General features: G+C 64.4%; 20 protein-coding genes. All 20 read left to right on the top strand.

Going from position 1 to position 19,805, the window contains the following annotated elements; translation table 11 throughout:
- Nucleotides 1–7 precede the first annotated feature (7 nt).
- The 20 genes from AC1RRE_RS16720 to AC1RRE_RS16625 all read left to right on the top strand — a co-directional run bounded on the left by AC1RRE_RS16720 (nt 8) and on the right by AC1RRE_RS16625 (nt 19,765).
- Nucleotides 8–1,534, top strand: a complete 1,527-nt coding sequence (locus AC1RRE_RS16720; RefSeq protein WP_492982510.1) for a tripartite tricarboxylate transporter permease — start codon at nt 8–10, stop codon at nt 1,532–1,534.
- Between the two features lie 81 nt (nt 1,535–1,615).
- The gene (locus AC1RRE_RS16715; protein ID WP_492982508.1) at nt 1,616–2,440 is read left to right on the top strand and encodes a sugar phosphate isomerase/epimerase family protein; all 825 of its coding nucleotides are present in this window, start codon (nt 1,616–1,618) and stop codon (nt 2,438–2,440) included.
- Nucleotides 2,437–3,858 carry an enolase C-terminal domain-like protein gene (locus AC1RRE_RS16710; protein WP_492982506.1) on the top strand — a complete coding sequence of 474 codons (1,422 nt, stop codon included), beginning with the start codon at nt 2,437–2,439 and terminating at the stop codon, nt 3,856–3,858. Before AC1RRE_RS16715 ends, AC1RRE_RS16710 begins: the two co-directional genes overlap by 4 nt.
- Nucleotides 3,859–3,875: 17 nt before the next feature.
- Nucleotides 3,876–5,030, top strand: a complete 1,155-nt coding sequence (locus AC1RRE_RS16705; RefSeq protein ID WP_492982504.1) for a Gfo/Idh/MocA family protein — start codon at nt 3,876–3,878, stop codon at nt 5,028–5,030.
- Between the two features lie 10 nt (nt 5,031–5,040).
- On the top strand, nt 5,041–6,207 hold the full coding sequence (locus AC1RRE_RS16700) for a dihydrodipicolinate synthase family protein (protein WP_492982502.1): 1,167 nt from the start codon (nt 5,041–5,043) through the stop codon (nt 6,205–6,207).
- A complete protein-coding gene (locus AC1RRE_RS16695) occupies nt 6,204–7,040 on the top strand; it encodes a sugar phosphate isomerase/epimerase family protein (protein WP_492982500.1) in 837 nt (278 codons plus the stop codon). The genes AC1RRE_RS16700 and AC1RRE_RS16695 overlap by 4 nt, the downstream gene beginning before the upstream one ends.
- A gap of 102 nt (nt 7,041–7,142) precedes the next feature.
- Entirely contained in the window at nt 7,143–7,697 is a 555-nt protein-coding gene (locus tag AC1RRE_RS16690) for a dTDP-4-dehydrorhamnose 3,5-epimerase family protein (protein WP_492982498.1), read from the top strand.
- Nucleotides 7,697–8,542, top strand: a complete 846-nt coding sequence (locus AC1RRE_RS16685) for an urease accessory protein UreD (RefSeq protein ID WP_492982496.1) — start codon at nt 7,697–7,699, stop codon at nt 8,540–8,542. Before AC1RRE_RS16690 ends, AC1RRE_RS16685 begins: the two co-directional genes overlap by 1 nt.
- 292 nt (nt 8,543–8,834) lie before the next feature.
- On the top strand, nt 8,835–10,139 hold the full coding sequence (gene urtA, locus AC1RRE_RS16680; protein WP_492982494.1) for an urea ABC transporter substrate-binding protein: 1,305 nt from the start codon (nt 8,835–8,837) through the stop codon (nt 10,137–10,139).
- Between the two features lie 113 nt (nt 10,140–10,252).
- Complete coding sequence (urtB, locus tag AC1RRE_RS16675; RefSeq protein ID WP_492982492.1) at nt 10,253–12,181, top strand: urea ABC transporter permease subunit UrtB; 1,929 nt, start codon at nt 10,253–10,255, stop codon at nt 12,179–12,181.
- Entirely contained in the window at nt 12,174–13,328 is a 1,155-nt protein-coding gene (gene urtC, locus AC1RRE_RS16670) for an urea ABC transporter permease subunit UrtC (RefSeq protein WP_492982490.1), read from the top strand. The genes urtB and urtC overlap by 8 nt, the downstream gene beginning before the upstream one ends.
- Nucleotides 13,329–13,384: 56 nt before the next feature.
- Nucleotides 13,385–14,155, top strand: a complete 771-nt coding sequence (gene urtD / locus AC1RRE_RS16665; RefSeq protein ID WP_492982958.1) for an urea ABC transporter ATP-binding protein UrtD — start codon at nt 13,385–13,387, stop codon at nt 14,153–14,155.
- Between the two features lie 2 nt (nt 14,156–14,157).
- Nucleotides 14,158–14,853 carry an urea ABC transporter ATP-binding subunit UrtE gene (urtE, locus tag AC1RRE_RS16660; protein ID WP_492982488.1) on the top strand — a complete coding sequence of 232 codons (696 nt, stop codon included), beginning with the start codon at nt 14,158–14,160 and terminating at the stop codon, nt 14,851–14,853.
- 34 nt (nt 14,854–14,887) lie between these two features.
- A complete protein-coding gene (locus AC1RRE_RS16655) occupies nt 14,888–15,190 on the top strand; it encodes an urease subunit gamma (RefSeq protein ID WP_492982486.1) in 303 nt (100 codons plus the stop codon).
- Nucleotides 15,191–15,341: 151 nt separating this feature from the next.
- Nucleotides 15,342–15,647, top strand: coding sequence for an urease subunit beta (locus tag AC1RRE_RS16650; RefSeq protein WP_492982955.1), 306 nt, complete (start codon nt 15,342–15,344; stop codon nt 15,645–15,647).
- Between the two features lie 14 nt (nt 15,648–15,661).
- Nucleotides 15,662–17,425 carry an urease subunit alpha gene (gene ureC / locus AC1RRE_RS16645; protein WP_492982484.1) on the top strand — a complete coding sequence of 588 codons (1,764 nt, stop codon included), beginning with the start codon at nt 15,662–15,664 and terminating at the stop codon, nt 17,423–17,425.
- Nucleotides 17,426–17,525: 100 nt separating this feature from the next.
- Complete coding sequence (locus tag AC1RRE_RS16640) at nt 17,526–18,122, top strand: urease accessory protein UreE (protein WP_492982482.1); 597 nt, start codon at nt 17,526–17,528, stop codon at nt 18,120–18,122.
- On the top strand, nt 18,028–18,786 hold the full coding sequence (locus AC1RRE_RS16635) for an urease accessory protein UreF (RefSeq protein ID WP_492982480.1): 759 nt from the start codon (nt 18,028–18,030) through the stop codon (nt 18,784–18,786). The genes AC1RRE_RS16640 and AC1RRE_RS16635 overlap by 95 nt, the downstream gene beginning before the upstream one ends.
- On the top strand, nt 18,783–19,394 hold the full coding sequence (ureG, locus tag AC1RRE_RS16630; protein WP_492982478.1) for an urease accessory protein UreG: 612 nt from the start codon (nt 18,783–18,785) through the stop codon (nt 19,392–19,394). The genes AC1RRE_RS16635 and ureG overlap by 4 nt, the downstream gene beginning before the upstream one ends.
- Nucleotides 19,394–19,765, top strand: a complete 372-nt coding sequence (locus AC1RRE_RS16625) for a DUF805 domain-containing protein (protein ID WP_492982476.1) — start codon at nt 19,394–19,396, stop codon at nt 19,763–19,765. Before ureG ends, AC1RRE_RS16625 begins: the two co-directional genes overlap by 1 nt.
- Nucleotides 19,766–19,805: the final 40 nt, after the last annotated feature.

Here is a 19,805-nt window from a genome sequence, read left to right as displayed (position 1 = left end):
AATCAGTATGTTCGAAGGTCTTATCCTGCTCGGCTCCTCGCTCGCCAGCTTCCTCGGTCCCTGGCAGCTCTTCTATGCCTTCGGCGCCACGCTGGCCGGCATCCTGATCGGCTGCATGCCGGGCTTGAGCGCCACGCTGGGCATCGCGCTGTTCACCACGCTCACCATCCGGATGCCGCCCAATGACGCCATCCTGATCCTGATCTGCGCCTATTCGGGCGCGATCTACGGCGGCAGCCGCACCGCCATCCTGCTCAACATTCCGGGCACCGCCGCCAATGCCGCTGCCTGCCTCGATGGCTACCAGCTTGCGCGCCAGGGCCAGGCCGGCCGCGCCATGGGCATCGCCACCACCGGCTCGGTGGTCGGTTCGATCTTCGGCATCATCTGTCTGGCGCTGTTCACACCGTTGCTGGGCGAAGTGGCGCTCACCTTCGGTGCCTTCGAATTCTTCTGGCTCACCATGTTCGGTGTCATGATGTCGGGCAGCATCACGGGTGAGGACGCGCTGAAGGGCTGGATCATGGGCTTCCTCGGCCTGTTCATCGCCCTGATCGGCCAGGACGGCATCCATGCCTATGACCGCTACAGCTTCGGCATCAGCGATCTGACCGGCGGCTTCTCGCTGATCCCGTCGCTGGTCGGCGCCTTCGGTTTCGCCGAAGTGCTGACCGTGATGAAGGAGCGGCAGGCGCGTCCGGCCATCCATACGGTGGACTCGGTGCTGCCGCGCATCGGCGACGTGATCAAATACTGGCGCACCATTCTCCGGTCGGGTGTGATCGGCGTCTATGTCGGCATCCTGCCCGGCGTGGGCGAGGATATGGCAGCCTGGAGTTCCTATGCCGCCGCCCGCCGCGCCAGCAAGGAAAAGGAAAAATACGGCAAGGGCTCCATCGAGGGGCTGATCGCGGCCGAGACCGGCGACAATGCCTCGATCCCCGGCGCCATCATTCCGTCGCTGGCGCTGGCCATTCCGGGTTCCGCGCCTGCCGCCGTGCTGCTGGCCGCCATGATGATTCATGGCGTGCGGCCGGGCCCGATGCTGATGATAGAAAGCCCGCAGTTCGTCTACGACGTGGTGGCGATGAACCTGATGGCCACCGTGGCCATGCTGTTCTTCGGCCTGTTCCTGGTGCGGCCGCTGCTGCTGGTGCTGCAGATTCCGCGCACCTACATCATGGCGATCATCTTCGTGCTCTGCACCGTGGGGTCCTACTCGCTGGCCGGCCGCCTGTTCGATGTCTGGACCATGCTGGGCTTCGGCATCGCCGGTTACATCCTGCGGCAGAGTGGCTATTCCATGGCGCCGCTGGTGCTGGGCCTGGTGCTGGGCGACCTGATGGACAAAAGCCTGCGCCGCGGCCTGGTGCTGTCGGATGGCGACCTGACGCCTTTCTTCACCCGGCCGATCTGCATCGTGCTCTGGGTGGTCGTCGCCATCATGCTGCTGATGAGCATCCCGACCACCAGCCGGATCATCCGTAGCCAGATTCAGGCCGTGAAAGCCCGGCTGGGCTTCAGCGGCACCTGAAAAACAGGATGGATCGCGAATTGACCACACCGTCCGTTTCCCGCTATAAGTAACTGAATGGTTACTTTAAGAAGAAAAGCCATGCGCGTCTCACTCTGCAACGAAGTCCTCAGCTCGATGCCCTTCGCCGCGCAATGTGCGCTGGCGGCGGAGCTCGGCTATGACGGGCTGGAGATCGCGCCCTTCACGCTCAGCGACGATCCGCTGTCGCTCACCAGTGGCGAGCGCAAGGTGATCCGCCGCGCCGTCGAAGAGACCGGCCTGGTGGTCACCGGCCTGCACTGGCTGCTGGTCACGCCGAAGGGACTGTCCATCACCGACACCGATCCGGCAGTGCGCCGCCGCACCCGTGAGGTGATGCAGGGCCTTTGCGATCTCTGTGCCGATCTCGGCGGCCGCTATCTCGTGCATGGCTCGCCGGCGCAGCGCCAGCTGCCCGATCGCGATATCCATGCCGCGAAGGGCTATGCGCTGGAAGCCTTCCGTTATGCGGCACGTGCAGCCGAGAAGGCCGGCGTCACTTACTGCCTCGAGCCGCTGTCGCGCCGCGAAACCAACTTCGTCAACACGGTGGGCGAGGCGATCGGCATCGTCGAGGGCATCGCCAGTCGCGGCTTCCGCACCATGATCGACTGCAGCGCCGCCGGTCTGGCCGAGCAGGAAGGCGTGCCCGAGCTGATCGACCGCTGGATGCCGACCGGCCTGATCTCGCATATCCAGGTCAATGATCCCAATCGAAAAGGCCCCGGCCAGGGCGAGATGACCTTCGCGCCGATCCTCGCCGCGCTGAAGCGCCAGGGCTATGCCGGCGATATCGGCGTCGAGCCCTTCATCTACGAACCCGATGGCCCGGGTGTCGCGGCACATTCCATCCGCTATCTGCGCGACCTGCTGGAGCCGGCATGACCGCCCCCGTCTTCCATATTTCCGATATCCAGCTTTTCGAGCGTCCGGTCACGCTACGGTTGCCCTTCCGTTTCGGCGTGGTGACGCTGACGGCGGCGCCGCAGGCCTATGCGCGGCTGCGCATCACGCTGCCCGATGGCCGCAGCGGTTGGGGCGGTGCGGCCGAGCTGATGGCGCCGAAGTGGTTCGACAAGAACCCGGCGCTGTCGAACGAGCAGAATTTCGCCCAGCTGCGGCAGAGCCTGTTGCATGCGGTCAACGCCTATGCCGCCGATCCGACGCCGCGCAGCGCCTTTGGCCATTCCGCCGCCCATCACGCAGCCTTGGTGCAGGAAGGGGCGAAGACCGGACTCAACGCCCTGGTCGCGTCCTACGGTCCGGCGCTGCTGGATCGCGCCATCATCGACGCACTCTGCCAGGTGCGCCGTGTTCCCTTCATTGCCGCGCTGAGCAAGAATCTGTTCGGCATCCAGGCCGATGCGCTGACACCTGATCTCGCCGGCTTCGATCTCGATGGCTGGCTTGCCGGGCTGGTTTCGGTGCGGCGGATCGCGGCGCGCCATACCGTGGGCATGGTCGATCCGCTGCGCGAAAGCGACGTGGCATCGCCGCGTCTGGATGACGGCCTGCCGGAAAGCCTGGAAGGTGCCATCGCGCAATATGGCCATCGCTGGTTCAAGCTGAAGGTCGGCGGCGATGCTGAAGCCGACCTGGCGCGCCTGCAGGGCATCGCCGCCGTGCTCGATCAGTCGACCGAGCCCTACTACGCCAGCCTCGACGGCAACGAGCAGTATGACGACGTGAGCGGCATCGCGGCGCTGTGGCAGGCCATGCGCGCCGACAGCCGCCTGCGCCGGCTCTGTGCCTCCATTCTCTATATCGAGCAGCCGATCAGGCGCGCCGCCGCGCTTGGCGCCTCGGTGGCCTCGCTGGCGGCGGAGATTCCGCTGATCGTCGATGAATCGGATGCCGATTACGATGTCTTTCCGCGCGCCTGCGATCTGGGCTATCGCGGCATCTCGTCCAAGACCTGCAAAGGCGTCTACCGCGCGGTCCTCAATGCCGCCCGGGCGCAGCATTGGGGTGACGGCTTCTTTATCACCGGCGAAGATCTCACCTGCCAGGCCGGTCTGGCGCTGCAGCAGGACCTCGCGCTGGTGGCGGCCCTTGGCCTCACCCATGTCGAGCGCAACGGGCATCACTATGTCGATGGCTTCGGCACGGCATCTCCTGTCGAGCAGGACGCCTTCCTCGCTGCCCATCCCGATCTCTATCACCGCGATGTGGCGACCGGCCGCGTCCGGCTCGACATCCGCCGTGGCGGCCTCGATCTCAACAGCCTGCTGGGCGCCGCCGGTTTCGGCGCCGCGGCCGAACCCGCTTGGGGCGACCTCGCCCCCATGACCTTGAATCCGTGAAAGAAGGACACACGACCATGAGTAAGGATATCCGTCTCGGCATCATCATGAACGGCGTCACCGGCCGCATGGGCATGAACCAGCATCTGATCCGCTCCATCTGCGCCATCCGCAAGGACGGCGGCGTGGTGCTGAAGAATGGCCGTCGCGTGATGCCCGATCCGATCCTGGTTGGCCGCAACCTCGACAAGGTGGCGCGTCTGGCCAAGCAGCATGGCATCGAGCGCTACACCGATGATCTCGACGCCGCGCTGAAGAACAAGGACGACACCCTGTTCTTCGATGCCGCCACCACGCAGGCGCGTGCCGGGTTGCTGAAAAAGGCCATGGCGGCGGGCAAGGATGTCTATTGCGAGAAGCCGACGGCGGAAAAGCTCAGCGTGGCGCTCGATCTGGTCAAGGCGGCGAAGAAATACAAGATCAAGCACGGCGTGGTGCAGGACAAGTTGTTCCTGCCCGGTCTGCAGAAGATCAAGATGCTGATCGACAGCGGCTTCTTCGGCGAAATCCTCTCCGTGCGCGGCGAGTTCGGCTACTGGGTCTTTGAGGGCGACTGGCAGCAGGCCCAGCGTCCGTCGTGGAACTACCGCTACAAGGACGGCGGCGGCATCATCCTCGACATGCTCTGCCACTGGCGCTACGTGCTCGACAACCTGTTCGGCGAGGTCGAGAGCGTCTCCTGCCTCGGCGCCACCCATATCAAGAAGCGCTGGGACGAGCAGGGCAGGCCCTACAAGGCCGATGCCGATGACGCGGCCTATGCCACCTTCCAGCTCAAGGGCGGCGTGATCGCGCAGATCAACTCCTCCTGGACCACCCGCGTGCGCCGCGACGACCTGGTCACCTTCCATGTCGACGGCACGCTGGGTTCGGCCGTCGCCGGCCTCACCAGCTGCCGCACGCAGTCTCGCGTCAACACGCCCAAGCCGGTGTGGAACCCCGACGTGCCGCAGACCATCGACTTCTTCGACACCTGGCAGGACGTGCCCGACAACCAGATCTACACCAACGGCTTCCGCGCCCAGTGGGAGATGTTCATCCGCCACCTGGTCGACAACGAGCCGTTCAAGTGGACGTTGCTGGAAGGCGCCAAGGGCGTCCAGCTCGCCGAAGCCGGCCTGAAGAGCTGGAAGGAACGCCGCTGGATCGACCTGCCCGAACTGAAGGCTTAAGGAGCAAGCCATGGCGATCACGCTCACCCTGCCGGACGCGCCCGGTCATCTCAGCCCGTACAAGCTGAAGCAGCCCAAGGCCTTCCCGACGGCGAAACCGCCCTTCAGCCGCATCGCCTTTGCTGCGGCCCATGTGGTGGCCGATCCGCTGGCCGAGCATGATCCCTGGCTGACACCTGCCATCGACTGGGACAAGACCATCGCCTTCCGTCGGCATCTGTGGTCGCTCGGCTTCGGCATCGCCGAGGCCATGGACACCGCACAGCGTGGCATGGGTCTGGACTGGAACGATGCGCAGGAGCTGGTTCGCCGTTCGCTCGATGCGGCCAAGGATGTGCCCGGCGCCGTTGTTGCCTCCGGTGCCGGCACCGATCATCTGATGCCGGGGCCGGATGTCACCATCGACACGGTGATCCGCGCCTATGAGGAGCAGTGCGCCGCCATCGAGAAGCTCGGCGGCCGCATCATCCTGATGGCCAGCCGCGCGCTGACGGCGGCGGCCAAGTCGCCCGATGACTATATCAAGGTCTATGGCCGCATCCTGTCTCAGGTGAAGCAGCCGGTGGTGATGCACTGGCTGGGCGAGATGTTCGATCCCGCGCTCACCGGCTACTGGGGCAACGGCGACCACATGAAGGCGATGGAGACCTGCCTGGATGTGATCAACGCCAATGCCGCCAAGGTCGATGGCATCAAGATTTCCCTGCTCGACAAGGATAAGGAAATCGTCATGCGCCGCAAATTGCCGAAAGGCGTGCGGATGTATACGGGAGACGATTTCAATTATGCCGAACTGATCGCCGGCGATGCACAGGGCCATTCCGATGCACTGCTCGGCATCTTCGATGCCATCGCGCCGGCAGCGTCTGCCGCGCTGGGCGCGCTGACCCGCAACGACGAGAAGACCTTCCACGAGATTCTCAGTCCCACGGTGCCGCTGTCGCGACATATCTTCAAGGCGCCGACCCGCTTCTACAAGACCGGCGTCGTGTTCATGGCCTATCTGAACGGCCACCAGGATCACTTCCTGATGGTCGGCGGCCAGCAGAGCACGCGCTCGGCCCTGCATCTGGCCGAGCTGTTCCGTCTCGCCGATGCGGCCGGGCTGCTCAGCAATCCGGAGCAGGCGGCTTCCCGCATGAAGGCGGTGATGGCCGTGCACGGGATCGACGCATGAAAAAACCGGGCCCTCTGTCGCTCAACACCGCCACGGTCAAGGAACAGTGGTCGCTGCAGCAATGCATCGAAGGCTGCGCCCGCCATGGCATCACCGGTATCTCGCCCTGGCGCGACAAGCTGGCGGAATACACCACCGCGAAGGCCGCGAAGCATATCCGCGATGTCGGACTGACCGTGACGGGCCTGTGCCGTGGCGGCATGTTCCCGGCGGCCGATGCGGCCGGGCGCAAGGCTGCGATTGAGGACAACAAGCGCGCCATCGACGATGCGGCGGCGCTGAATGCGCAATGCCTGGTGCTGGTGGTGGGCGGCATGCCGGCCGGCTCGAAGGACATCGCCGGTGCGCGCGTCCAGGTGCAGGACGGCATCGCCGCCGTGCTGGAGCATGCCAAAGCCGCGAACGTCCCGCTGGCCATCGAGCCGCTGCATCCGATGTACGCCGCCGACCGCGCCTGCGTGAACACGCTGGGCCAGGCGCTCGATCTCTGCGATGCACTGGCCAGCGGACCGGACAGCCGTGACCTTGGCGTCGCCGTCGACGTCTATCACGTCTGGTGGGACCCGCAGCTGGCGGCGCAGGTCAAGCGCGCTGGCCGCCGCGTGCTCGGCTTCCATATCTGCGACTGGCTGGTGCCGACCACCGACCTGCTGCTGGATCGGGGCATGATGGGCGATGGCGTCATCGACATTCCGTCGATCCGCGCCATGGTCGAGGCGGTCGGCTATGACGGCTTCTGCGAGGTCGAGATCATGTCGACCAATAACTGGTGGAAAAAGGATGCCGATGCGGTGCTGAAAACCTGCATCGAGCGTCATGCGACCGTAGTCTGATCGTCGCCTGACGGTCTTTGGGCCTGTCCTCCCGGCCATGCCTTGATCGGCCGGGAGGGTTTCCCCATGATGGTGGCCCGTCCTTTTTTTACCCGGTCCGCCATGTTCAAGACCCAACCGCTCTCCATTCCCGGTCTGCTGCTGATACAGCCCACCACGCTGATGGACCGGCGCGGCTGGGTCAGCGCGGTCTATAACGAGGCGGCGCTGGGCGCGCTCGGCGTCCACGACCGATTCGTCGATGACCGCATTTCCTATTTCGACAAACCGGGCAGCGTGCGCGGCCTGCGCTATCAGATCGCGCCGGGCCGGCAGGCGATGCTGCTGCGCATGCTGCGCGGCGACATGTTCGTGGCGGCGGTCGACATCCGCGTCGGCTCGGCCACCTTTGGCCGCTCGGCCCATGCCAGCATCACGTATATGGGCGGCGAACAGCTTTACATCATGCCGGGCTTCGCGGTCGGCTGGTGCAGCAAGTCTGCGGCCACGGAAGTCCTGATCAAGGCCAGCGCCGACTATAATGCCGAACTGGTGCGCGGTCTGGACTGGCGCGATCCCGCGCTCAAGATCGACTGGCCGGTGCGGGCGGCGGATGCGATCCTCGAGCCCGAGGATATCGACCAGCCGCAACTGTCCGAGCAGACCGACCTTCTGTAATGACGCTGCAGGGCGGCGCGGAACGCCTGCAACGTGCCGATGGCGCGTTGCGGCTGCGCTTTGATCGCCCGGATCATGGCGGCGCAACCCGGCTGGCCGATCTTTATCAGCGCGATCCCTGCCGCGCCCTGCTGCCCGAACCCGATCCGGGCGATCCGCGCACGGCTGTCCTGATCACCACGGCCGGCGGCCTGACCGGCGGCGACCGGCTTGCCGTCGAGGTCACGCTGGATGCGCGGGCCGTGGCGCTGTGCACGCCGCAGGCGGCCGAGAAAATCTACCGCTCGCCCGGCGATGCCGCTGCCATCGACATCACGATGACGGTGGCGCCGCAGGCGATGCTGGAATGGCTGCCGCAGGAGATGATCCTGTTCGATGGCGCGCGGCTGCACCGGCAGGTGCGGATCGACCTGCAGCAGGATGCACGGCTGCTGGCGGGCGATATCACGGTGTTCGGCCGGGTCGCGCGCGGCGAGACCTTCGATCATGGTGAACTCTTCGACCGCTGGCAGGTCCGGCGCGATGGCCGTCTGGTCTGGACCGATGCCGCGCGACTGACCGGTGATCTGCCGGCGCAGCTGCAGCATCCCGCCGGCTTCGATGGCGCGGTGGCGCAGGCGCTGATCCTGTATCGCGGACCGGAACCGCAGGCGGCGCGCGACCGCATGCGGGGTCTGCTGGAAGAGCAAACGACAGCCGGCGCGACCGTCATCGACGACCTGCTGCTGCTGCGCCTGCTGGATCGCGATCCGGCCCGGCTGCGCCGGGTCTTTGCGCTGCTCTGGGCCGACCTGCGCGGCGGCCTCGGCCTGCCGGCCCGCATGCCCAGACTCTGGCGCTTCTGAGTCGCCTGACTCAAAGAGAGTCATGGAGCCCGCTTTCTAGGCAACCGCCTCTAGCCCCTGTGAGGGCTATGCCTTTTAAATGTGCACAATTATGAGGCTGGCGGTCTCGACCAAGGTCTAGGCATTGGTTCGTCCCGTGGTCCGCTCCCTGTCATATTGCGGCGCGGAATCAGCATATTACCCGCGTCATGGGAACATGCCGTCCGGCTATATCCGGTTTGGCACGCCCCTTGCGATTTCACTTCTGTCTGGTCGCGCCTTGGGGGGCCGGCCCAAGCAGGAGAGGAATACAATGAGCAAGTTCATGCGGACGATGGCCGCGGCAGGCGCCATGCTGGGCGCCGTCACCGCCGGTGGCGCGGCCCCAGGTACAGCCCTGGCTCAGGACACGATCAAGGTCGGCGTCCTGCATTCGCTGTCGGGCACGATGGCGATTTCCGAGACGACCCTGAAGGACACGGTCCTGATGATGGTCGACGATCTGAACAAGAAGGGCGGTCTGCTCGGCAAGAAGGTCGAGGCCGTGGTGGTCGATCCGGCCTCCAACTGGCCGCTGTTCGCCGAAAAGGCGCGCGAACTGATCTCGAAGGAAAAGGTTTCGGTGGTCTTCGGCTGCTGGACCTCGGTGAGCCGCAAGTCGGTTCTGCCGGTCTTCGAGGAGCTGAACAGCATGCTGTTCTATCCCGTCCAGTATGAGGGCGAGGAAAGCTCGAAGAATGTCTTCTACACCGGCGCTGCTCCGAACCAGCAGGCCATTCCCGCTGTCGAATACCTGATGAGCAAGGAAGGTGGTGAAGTAAAGCGCTGGGTGCTCGCCGGCACGGACTACGTGTATCCGCGTACCACCAACAAGATCCTCGAAGCCTTCCTGAAGTCCAAGGGCGTCAAGCAGGAAGACATCATGATCAACTACACGCCGTTCGGTCATTCCGACTGGCAGACGATCGTGGCTGACATCAAGAAGTTCGGCTCGGCCGGCAAGAAGACCGCCGTGGTGTCGACCATCAATGGCGACGCCAACGTGCCGTTCTACAAGGAACTGGCCAACGCGGGCATCAAGGCCTCCGACATCCCGGTGGTCGCCTTCTCGGTCGGCGAGGAAGAACTCGCCGGCATCGACACCAAGAACCTCGTCGGTCATCTGGCGGCCTGGAATTATTTCCAGAACGTCAAGGCCAACCCGACCAACGATGCGTTCGTGAAGCAGTGGAAGACCTTCATCAAGGATCCGAAGCGCGTCACCAACGATCCGATGGAAGCCACCTATACCGGCTTCAAGATGTGGGCCCAGGCTGTCGCCCAGGCCGGCACCACCAATGTGGATGCCGTGCGTCAGGCGATGTATGGCCAGAAGGTCAAGGCGCCGTCGGGCTTCACCGCCGTGATGAACACCAACCACCACCTGTCCAAGCCGGTGATGATCGGTGAAATCCGTCCCGACGGTCAGTTCAACATCGTCTGGCAGACCAAGGGCCCGGTGAAGGCCGACGCCTGGTCGAAGTACATCCCGGAAAGCGCCAAGCTGACCGCCGACTGGACCTTCCCGTGGGTCTGCGGCAACTGCGAGAAGCCGAAATACGCGGCGCTCTCGAACTAAGCCTGGACGCGTAAATGGCATCCGGCCCCTCCCTTCGCGGTGACGTGCGGGGAGGGGCTCGGGTAGCCCAAAAATCAGAAATTCACCCCGTCATCGCCGCGGCTATAACAACAATGATCCGTTTCCTGCCCATCCTGCTGGTCGCGCTGATGCTGACGCTGGTCGCCTTCCGGCCGGTGAACGCGCAGGACCTGACGACCAGCCTAAGCGGCCTCACCGAGTCCGACCCCAAGCCCGCCATCGCCGCGCTCACCGCGCTGGATGACGACAAGGCCAAGGCGGCGCTGGCCGCGCTCTCCCAGGGCAATCTCTATCTCCGCCTCTCCGACAATGCCGTGGTGATCGGTGAGAAGGATGGCGACATGATCGTCGTCACTAACGCCGCCACCGGCGATGTCGAGGACATGGCCAGGCCGGACGAGCTGCAGGCCATCGCGCTGCCCGACGATGCCCGGTCGCTGCTGGGGTCTGCTGCCGGCGACGTGCAGTCCGGTCCCGTCGATTTCGCAACGGCGGTGAACGGCCTCAAGGCCGACAGCTTCGTCGACAAGGCCAGGGCGATCGCCGCGCTCACCGGCATGGGTGATGCGCGCGCGGTCCCGGTCTTCCAGGCGCTGGCCGATGGCCGACTCTTCATTCGCAAGTCCGATGGCGCGCTGGTCACTGGCAATGCCAGCGGCAATGACATCGCGCTCACCAGTGCCACCACGGCCGAGGCGCAGGGCATTGTCGCCCCGGCCGAGCTGACCCCGCTGTTCGTCAACAACAACCTGCGCAACGTGCTGCGTGAGGCGATCGGCCGCCTTGGCCTGTCCAGCACCGATGCCGCCGTGCGCCGCACGGCCGCGGCCGCCCTGCTGGAAGGCCCGACGCCGGAAACGGTCGCCCTGCTTCGTGAGGCTTACGACAAGGAACAGAACAGCGGCGTGAAGGCGGTGATGGCGATGTCGCTGGCCGCCACCGATATCGCCGACCCCGACAAGTCCAGGCGCATCCTGGCGATCCAGACGCTCAGCGGCACATCGGAACTGCGCGTGCGCTCGCTGCTGCAGGCGCGGCTCTCCCAGGAAACCGACGCGGAGGTCAAGGCCGCGCTGACCAAGGCGTTTGACTCGCTGCAGACCAAGATCACGCTCTATTCCTATGCCGAGAACCTGATCCAGGGCATCTCGCTCGGCTCGGTGCTGCTGCTGGCCGCCGTCGGCCTCGCCATCACCTTCGGCGTCATGGGCGTCATCAACATGGCGCATGGCGAGATGATCATGCTCGGCGCCTACTCCGCTTACGTGACGCAGGAAGTCTTCCGCGCCCTGCTGCCGCCGTCCTGGATCGGTGCTTACCTGCTGGTGGCGTTGCCGGTCGCCTTCCTGGTCGCCGCCGCCGTCGGCGTGGCGATCGAGCGCGGCATCATCCGCTGGCTCTACGGCCGGCCGCTGGAAACCATGCTGGCCACCTGGGGCATCAGCCTCTGTCTGCAGCAGGCAGTGCGCATGATCTTCGGTGCGCCCAACAAGGAGGTCGCCAATCCCGGCTGGATGACCGGCGCCATCGACGTGGCGGGCGGTCTGGCGATCACCTGGAACCGCGTCTACATCATCATCTTCTGCTTCGCCGTGCTTGGCCTGATCGCGCTGATCCTCAAGCGCACCAGCTTCGGCCTGCATATGCGCGCCGTCACCCAGAACCGCCAGATGGCCGCGGTGATGGGGATTCCCACCGCGCGCGTGGATGCCATGACCTTTGCGCTGGGCTCAGGGATCGCCGGCATGGCCGGCGTGGCGCTCAGCCAGATCGGCAATGTCTCGCCTAATCTCGGCACCATCTACATCGTCGACAGCTTCCTGGTTGTCGTCTTCGGCGGCGTCGGCAGCCTGATGGGCACGCTGGTCGGCGCGCTCACGCTCGGCGTGGTCAACAAGATTCTCGAACCCGTCGCCGGTGCGGTGCTGGGCAAGGTGGTGGTGCTGGTCTGCATCATCCTGTTCATTCAGAAGCGTCCGCGCGGACTGTTCGCGGCCAAGGGGCGTTCCGCAGATGCTTGAGCAGGACCTGAAGACTCTTTCGCAGCCCCGTCCGCTGCTCGACCGCCGCGGCTGGGCCGTCTTCCTCGCCATCGGCTTCGTGCTGCTGGTGATCGTGCCGCTGCTCAACCTGTTGCCGGCGCGCGGCGGCCTGGTGCATCTGCCCGATTACCTAATCCCGCTGCTCGGCAAATACGCCTGCTATGCGATCCTGGCGCTCAGCCTCGATCTGGTCTGGGGCTATGCCGGCATCCTCAGCCTCGGCCATGGTGCCTTCTTCGCGCTCGGCGGCTATGCCATGGGCATGTACCTGATGCGCCAGATCGGCGCACGCGGCGTCTACGGCAATGCCACGCTGCCCGATTTCATGGTCTTCCTGAACTGGAAGGAGTTGCCCTGGTACTGGCAAGGCTTCGACAGCTTTCCGTTTGCCATGCTGATGGTGCTGCTGGCGCCGGGCATCCTCGCGCTGGTACTGGGCTGGTTCGCCTTCCGCAGCCGCGTCACCGGCGTCTATATCTCCATTGTGACGCAGGCGATGACATTCGCGCTGCTGCTCGCCTTCTTCCGCAACGACATGGGTTTCGGCGGCAACAACGGCCTGACCGACTTCAAGGACATCCTCGGCTTCCCGATCCAGGCATCCAGCACCCGCATCGGGCTCTACGCCGTCTCGGTGATCGTGCTCGGCCTGTGCTTCCTGCTCTGCCGCTTCGTCACCCTGTCCAAGCTTGGCCGCGTGCTGCTGGCGGTGCGCGACGCCGAAAGCCGTGTGCGCTTCCTCGGCTACTCGCCGACGGCGGCCAAGCTGTTTGCCTTCGTGCTCTCGGCGCTGCTGGCCGGCATCGCCGGCGCGCTCTATGTGCCGCAGGTTGGCATCATCAACCCCAGCGAATTCTCGCCGGCCAACTCCATCGAGATCGCCATCTGGGTGGCGGTCGGTGGTCGCGGTACGCTCTATGGCGCGGTGCTGGGCGGCGTGGTGGTCAATCTGGTCAAGACCTGGCTGACCGGTGCGGCGCCTGAACTCTGGCTCTTCGTCCTGGGTGGTTTGTTCATTGCGTCGACCCTGCTGTTCCCGAAAGGCATCGTCGGGCTGCTCGGCCAGTGGCGCGCCTGGCGTGACCAGAAACGCACCTATGCGTTGAATGAAAAGGCGGGAGAATAATCATGCGTCCTGCCATGCCCTTGCCGTCGCCGATCGTCCAGCCTGCCACCGCCGGCATGGCGCCCGAGGTGGTCGACCGCCCGCGCGTCTCCGACACGCAGCTCTATCTCGATGGCGTCAGCGTCAGCTTCGATGGCTTCCGCGCCATCAACAATCTCGCCCTGATGGTTGCGCCCGGAGAGCTCCGTACAATCATCGGCCCCAACGGCGCCGGCAAGACCACGATGATGGATATCATCACCGGCAAGACCAAGCCGGACGCAGGCGAGGTAATGTTCGCCGGTCGCGTCGACCTGACCAAGCTGGATGAGGTCGAGATCGCCAATCTGGGCATCGGCCGCAAATTCCAGAAGCCCACGGTGTTCGAGAATCTCACCGTGTTCGAGAATTTCGAGCTCGCCATGAAATCGGCGCGCGGTGCCTGGAAGACCTTGCTCGGCCGGCTCAATTCCGAGGCGCTCGACCGCATCGCCTGGGCGCTGCATACCGTGGGCCTGGAGACCAAGCTGCGCGATCAGGCCGGCGCGCTCAGCCATGGCCAGAAGCAGTGGCTGGAGATCGGCATGCTGCTGGTGCAGGACACGCAGTTGATTCTGCTGGATGAACCCGTCGCCGGCATGACCGATGCCGAAACCAGACAGACCGCCGACCTGATCCTGACCCTGAAAGGCGAGCGCACGCTGGTTGTCGTGGAACACGACATGGAATTCGTGCGTGATCTTGGCGCGCGCGTGACCGTATTGCACGAAGGTAGCGTGCTGTCGGAAGGCAGCGTCGACCACGTGCAGAACGATCCGCGCGTCATTGAAGTCTATCTGGGACGCTGACAATGCTGCAGGCCGAAAACCTCAATCTCTATTACGGCGCCAGCCATGCATTGCGCGATGTCGGCGTCACGGCCGCGCCGGGCAAGATCACCTGTGTGCTGGGCCGCAATGGCGTTGGCAAGACCTCGCTGATGCGGGCGTTGGTCGGGCTGCAGCCGGTGCGCTCAGGAAAAATCATGTGGGAAGGCCAGGATATTTCTGGGTTGAAACCGCATGAGCGTGCCAAACGCGGCATCGCCATGGTGCCGCAGGGCCGCGAAATCTTCCCGCGCCTCACGGTCTATGAAAATCTGGAAACCGGTCTGGCGCCGCTGCCGCGCGCCGAACGCCGGATCGAGGATGAAATCTTCGCGTTGTTTCCGGTGCTGCACGAGATGCGCAACCGGCGCGGCGGCGATCTTTCGGGGGGACAGCAGCAGCAACTGGCGATCGCGCGGGCCCTGGTCACGCGGCCCCGGTTGCTGCTGCTGGACGAACCGACCGAGGGCATCCAGCCCTCCATCATCAAGGATATCGGCCGGGTCATCCGCGAACTGGCCGATCGCGGCACCATGGCCATTGTGCTGGTCGAGCAGTATTTCGACTTCGCCAAGGCGCTGACCGACCGCTTCATCCTGCTGCAGCGCGGCGAGGTTGTGGTGGAGGGGGATGCCGCAAGGCTGGATGCAGACGACGTCCGCCGCTATCTTACCGTCTAGGATCATTACCGTTTAACCGGGGAGGGGGAGCGGCATGAATCTGACGCCCCGCGAAAAGGACAAATTGCTGGTCGCCATGGCGGCGGTCGTCGCCCGCCGCCGGCTGGAGCGCGGCGTGAAGCTCAATCACCCCGAGGCCGTGGCGCTGATCACCGATTTCGTCGTCGAGGGCGCGCGCGATGGTCGCTCGGTCGCCGATCTGATGCAGGCCGGCGCCACCGTCATCACCCGCGCGCAGGTGATGGATGGCATCGCCGAGATGATCCACGAGATTCAGGTCGAGGCGACCTTCCCCGACGGCACCAAGCTGGTGACCGTGCATAATCCGATCCGGTGATGATGATGCCGGCCGGATATTCTCGTTTTACTCCAAACGTCACCCTCGGATTTATTCCGAGGGCTCATCTGTGCGTTCCGATGCGCGGATGGTTGGGATGGACCCTCGGGACAAGCCCGAGGGTGACGGTCTTTCTGAATGGAGCCATCGCATGATCCCCGGCGAAATCATCACGGCCGATGGCGAGATCGAGATCAATGCCGGTCGTTCCACGGTCACGCTCGACATCGCCAATACCGGCGACCGCCCGATCCAGGTCGGCAGCCATTACCATTTCTTCGAGACCAATCCGGCGCTGAAGTTTGATCGCGACAAGGCGCGCGGCATGCGGCTGGACATTCCGGCCGGCACGGCGGTGCGTTTCGAACCGGGGCAGACGCGACAGGTCAGTCTGGTGTCCTATGCCGGCAAGCGTGAGGTCTACGGCTTCCGCGCCGATGTCATGGGTAAGCTGTAAGGGGATCGACAGAGATGGCAAACCGCATTCCCCGCAAGGCCTATGCCGGCATGTACGGCCCCACCGTGGGCGACAAGGTGCGGCTCGCCGATACCGACATCATCATTGAGGTGGAAAAGGATTTCACCTCGATGCCGCCCACGGCGAAAGCCGGGCAGGGTGGCTACAGCGCCAACACGCCGCTCTATGGCGAGGAAGTGAAATTCGGCGGCGGCAAGGTGATCCGCGACGGCATGGGCCAGAGCCAGATCACCAATGCGGCCGGCGCGGTCGATACCGTGATCACCAATGCGCTGATCCTTGATCACTGGGGCATCGTGAAGGCCGATATCGGCCTCAAGAACGGCCGCATCGCGGCCATCGGCAAGGCCGGCAATCCCGATATCCAGTCCGGCATCGATATCATCATCGGTCCGGGCACCGAGGCGATTGCGGGCGAAGGCAAGATCATCACTGCCGGCGGCTTTGACGCCCATATCCATTTCATCTGTCCGCAGCAGATCGAAGAGGCGCTCTATTCCGGCGTCACCACCATGATGGGCGGCGGCACCGGGCCGGCGGCGGGCACCTCGGCTACCACCTGCACGCCCGGCCCGTTCCACATCATGCGCATGCTGCAGGCGGCCGAAGCGTTTCCCATGAACATTGGTTTGCTCGGCAAGGGCAATGCTTCGCAGCCCGATGCGCTGGTCGAGCAGATCGCTGCCGGCGTCTGCGGGCTGAAGCTGCATGAAGACTGGGGCACCACGCCGGCCGCCATCGACAACTGCCTCAATGTCGCCGAGCAGTATGACATCCAGGTGGCGATCCATACCGACACGCTGAACGAAAGCGGTTTTGTCGAAGATACCATCGCCGCCTTCAAGCACCGCACCATCCACGCCTTTCACACCGAGGGCGCGGGCGGTGGCCATGCGCCCGACATCATCAAGGTCGCCGGCCTGGCCAATGTGCTGCCCAGTTCCACCAACCCGACCATGCCCTACACGGTCAACACCGTGGACGAGCATCTCGACATGCTGATGGTCTGCCATCACCTCGACCAGCGCATCCCCGAAGACGTCGCCTTCGCCGATAGCCGCATCCGCCGCGAGACGATTGCCGCCGAAGACATCCTGCATGACCTCGGCGCATTTTCGATGATGTCGTCCGACAGCCAGGCCATGGGCCGGGTGGGCGAGGTGATCATCCGCACCTGGCAGACCGCTGATAAAATGAAGAAGCAGCGCGGGCGTCTGCCGGAAGAAAAAGGCGACAACGACAATGTGCGCGCCAAGCGCTATATCGCCAAATACACCATCAATCCCGCGCTGTCCCATGGCGTGGCGCATGAGATCGGCTCCATCGAGGTAGGCAAGTTCGCCGATCTGGTGATTTGGTCGCCGGCCTTTTTCGGCGTGAAGCCCGACATGATCCTGAAAGGTGGCTCAATCGCGGCCGCGCCGATGGGCGATCCCAATGCCTCGATCCCGACGCCGCAGCCGGTGCATTACCGCCCGATGTTCGCCAGCTTCGGCCGCAACATGACGCAATCCAGCCTGCTGTTTGTCAGCGAGGCCGGGCTGCAGAACGATATCGCCACCAAGTTCGGGCTGCAGCGACCGATGGTCGCCGTGAAGGGCACGCGCACGGTGACCAAGAAGGACATGGTGCATAACAACTACATGCCCAAGATCGAGGTTGACACCGAGACCTATGTGGTGCGCGCCGATGGCAAGCTGCTGACCTGCGAACCGGCCAAGGAATTGGCCATGGCGCAGCGGTATTTCCTGTTCTGAGAGTTAAAATGTATCTGTCATGCCCGGGCTTGACCCGGGCATCCCATTAAAAATGGGACCCGTGGATCAAGTCCGCGGGTGACGCTTGGGGTAGGTGGGAATGTTAAAGGCAACGTCCGTCATATCATCTGGTCGCTGGCCCGCATCTGAACGCCGCGCCACCGTCACGCTCGCGCATCATGACCGCCATCGCCGTCGCATCCGGCTCACTGCTGATGACGGCACGGCTTTCCTGCTCGATCTGGCCGAGGCCACCGTGCTGCGCCATGGCGACGGGCTCAAGCTCGACGGCGGCGGCTATATCGAAGTGCAGGCGGCGCCCGAGCCGCTGGTCGAGGTGAAAGCGCCCACGGCCGAGCTGCTGGCGCGTCTGGCTTGGCATCTGGGCAACCGGCATCTGCCGGCCGAGATTCGTGCGGACTGCATCCTGATCCGCGATGACCATGTCATCGTCGACATGCTGAAAGGCCTTGGCGCGCAGGTGCAGGCGGTCGACGCGCCCTTCGATCCCGAAGGCGGCGCCTATGGCCAGCATAACCACGATCCCTCGCACCCTTACGGGCTGGGTTCGCGCTATGGCAAGGGTGGCGAGAAGGCCGGTCATGATCATGGGCAAGGCCACAGTCACGACCACGATCATGGCCACAGTCACGATCACGGCCACCACCATCACGGTCATGACGACCACAAGCACTGATCTCTATCGCCTGATGGCCTGGTTCTCGCCGAGCTATCCGATCGGCGCGTTTTCCTACAGCCATGGCATCGAATACGCGGTCGAGACCGGTCGCGTGAAAACCGCCGCCGATCTCAGTGCCTGGATCGGCCATATCCTGCGCCATGGCGCCGGCTGGGTCGATGCCGTGCTGCTGAAGGAGGCGCATGCCGCCATTGGTGATCTTCATAGGCTCGACGAGCTCTGCGATCTGGCCGCCGCCTGGCGCGGCACGGCCGAGATGGCGCTGGAAAGCGGCCAGCAGGGCGGGTCTTTTGTCACCGTCACCCGCGCCGCCTGGGGGCATGAGCGGCTTGAGGCTTTTGCCGCCCGCCGCGCCGGCAAGCCGATCCCCTTGAGTATCGCCATTGGCGTGGCATCGGTGGCGCATAAGCTCGATGTGGCCTCCGTGCTGGCGGCCTATCTGCATGCCTTTGCTGCCAATCTGGTCTCGGCCGCCGTGCGCCTCATTCCGCTGGGCCAGACCGATGGTCAGCGCACGCTGCATGCCCTGATGCCAGTGGTCGATGCGATCGTGCCTTGCGCGCTGGCCTGTGCGCTGGAAGACTGCGGCACGGCAGCGCCGATGATTGACCTGACCTCCATGTTGCACGAAACCCAGTATACGAGGCTGTTCCGCTCATGAGTTCAAATCCGCTGCGTGTTGGAATCGGTGGCCCGGTCGGGTCGGGTAAGACCGCGCTGGTCGAACGGCTCTGCCGCCACCTGCGTGACGACTGGAACATCGCCGTCGTCACCAACGACATCTACACCAAGGAAGATGCCGAATTCCTCACCCGTGCCGGCGCGCTCGATCCCGCCCGCATCGCCGGCGTCGAGACCGGCGGCTGCCCGCACACGGCTATTCGCGAGGACGCCTCGATCAACCTGGCCGCCGTGGCCGACATGCAGCAGCGCTTTCCCGGCCTCGACGTCATCTTCGTGGAATCCGGCGGCGACAATCTGGCGGCGACGTTTTCGCCCGAACTGGCCGATATCACCATCTATGTGATCGACGTTTCGGCCGGCGACAAGATTCCGCGTAAAGGCGGCCCCGGCATCACGCGCTCGGACCTGCTGGTGATCAACAAGATCGACCTGGCGCCGCTGGTCGGTGCCTCGCTGGACGTCATGGACCGCGACTCGAAAAAGATGCGTGGACAGCGCCCCTTCATCTTTGCCAATCTCAAGGCGGAAAAAGGCGTGGCCGAGATCGCTGATTTCATCCTGAAAAGCGGCGGCCTGAAAGAATAATGTCGAAACCGGTTTTCTCCGATCTGTTCCGGCTGTCCGGCCGTCGCAACCGCAAATCCTACACGCTCTATGCCCTGACCAACTTCCTCGCACTGGTCGTGCTCTGGGGCTTCATCGGCACGTTCATGAGCGAGGATGACATTGTGCTGCCGCTGGTGATCGGCGCGCTCCCCAGTGTGGCCTGCATCCTTTCGGGCTGGATTGTCGCCGGTCAGCGCTGCCGCGATTTCGGCTGGACCGGCTGGGCCATCCTGCTGGCGCTGGTGCCGCTGGTCGGATGGATTTTCGCCTTCGCGCTCTTCTTCGTGCCCGGCACGCTCGGCCCCAACCGCTACGGTCCCGACCCGCTGGTGCTGCCAGCGGCGGCGTAAGCCAGTAGCTTTTCGGCTGCCGCCCCGGCTATCCTTCTTC

It is taken from the genome of Ferrovibrio sp. GW821-FHT12D07 (genome assembly GCF_058807275.1).
This window is presented reverse-complemented; position numbering and strand designations above follow the sequence as displayed.

Coding starts and splice junctions, on each gene's coding strand:
- AC1RRE_RS16720 (WP_492982510.1), top strand. CDS start 8: ATGTTCGAAGGTCTTATCCTGCTCGGCTCCTCGCTCGCCAGCTTCCTC.
- AC1RRE_RS16715 (WP_492982508.1), top strand. CDS start 1,616: ATGCGCGTCTCACTCTGCAACGAAGTCCTCAGCTCGATGCCCTTCGCC.
- AC1RRE_RS16710 (WP_492982506.1), top strand. CDS start 2,437: ATGACCGCCCCCGTCTTCCATATTTCCGATATCCAGCTTTTCGAGCGT.
- AC1RRE_RS16705 (WP_492982504.1), top strand. CDS start 3,876: ATGAGTAAGGATATCCGTCTCGGCATCATCATGAACGGCGTCACCGGC.
- AC1RRE_RS16700 (WP_492982502.1), top strand. CDS start 5,041: ATGGCGATCACGCTCACCCTGCCGGACGCGCCCGGTCATCTCAGCCCG.
- AC1RRE_RS16695 (WP_492982500.1), top strand. CDS start 6,204: ATGAAAAAACCGGGCCCTCTGTCGCTCAACACCGCCACGGTCAAGGAA.
- AC1RRE_RS16690 (WP_492982498.1), top strand. CDS start 7,143: ATGTTCAAGACCCAACCGCTCTCCATTCCCGGTCTGCTGCTGATACAG.
- AC1RRE_RS16685 (WP_492982496.1), top strand. CDS start 7,697: ATGACGCTGCAGGGCGGCGCGGAACGCCTGCAACGTGCCGATGGCGCG.
- urtA (WP_492982494.1), top strand. CDS start 8,835: ATGAGCAAGTTCATGCGGACGATGGCCGCGGCAGGCGCCATGCTGGGC.
- urtB (WP_492982492.1), top strand. CDS start 10,253: ATGATCCGTTTCCTGCCCATCCTGCTGGTCGCGCTGATGCTGACGCTG.
- urtC (WP_492982490.1), top strand. CDS start 12,174: ATGCTTGAGCAGGACCTGAAGACTCTTTCGCAGCCCCGTCCGCTGCTC.
- urtD (WP_492982958.1), top strand. CDS start 13,385: ATGGCGCCCGAGGTGGTCGACCGCCCGCGCGTCTCCGACACGCAGCTC.
- urtE (WP_492982488.1), top strand. CDS start 14,158: ATGCTGCAGGCCGAAAACCTCAATCTCTATTACGGCGCCAGCCATGCA.
- AC1RRE_RS16655 (WP_492982486.1), top strand. CDS start 14,888: ATGAATCTGACGCCCCGCGAAAAGGACAAATTGCTGGTCGCCATGGCG.
- AC1RRE_RS16650 (WP_492982955.1), top strand. CDS start 15,342: ATGATCCCCGGCGAAATCATCACGGCCGATGGCGAGATCGAGATCAAT.
- ureC (WP_492982484.1), top strand. CDS start 15,662: ATGGCAAACCGCATTCCCCGCAAGGCCTATGCCGGCATGTACGGCCCC.
- AC1RRE_RS16640 (WP_492982482.1), top strand. CDS start 17,526: ATGTTAAAGGCAACGTCCGTCATATCATCTGGTCGCTGGCCCGCATCT.
- AC1RRE_RS16635 (WP_492982480.1), top strand. CDS start 18,028: ATGATCATGGGCAAGGCCACAGTCACGACCACGATCATGGCCACAGTC.
- ureG (WP_492982478.1), top strand. CDS start 18,783: ATGAGTTCAAATCCGCTGCGTGTTGGAATCGGTGGCCCGGTCGGGTCG.
- AC1RRE_RS16625 (WP_492982476.1), top strand. CDS start 19,394: ATGTCGAAACCGGTTTTCTCCGATCTGTTCCGGCTGTCCGGCCGTCGC.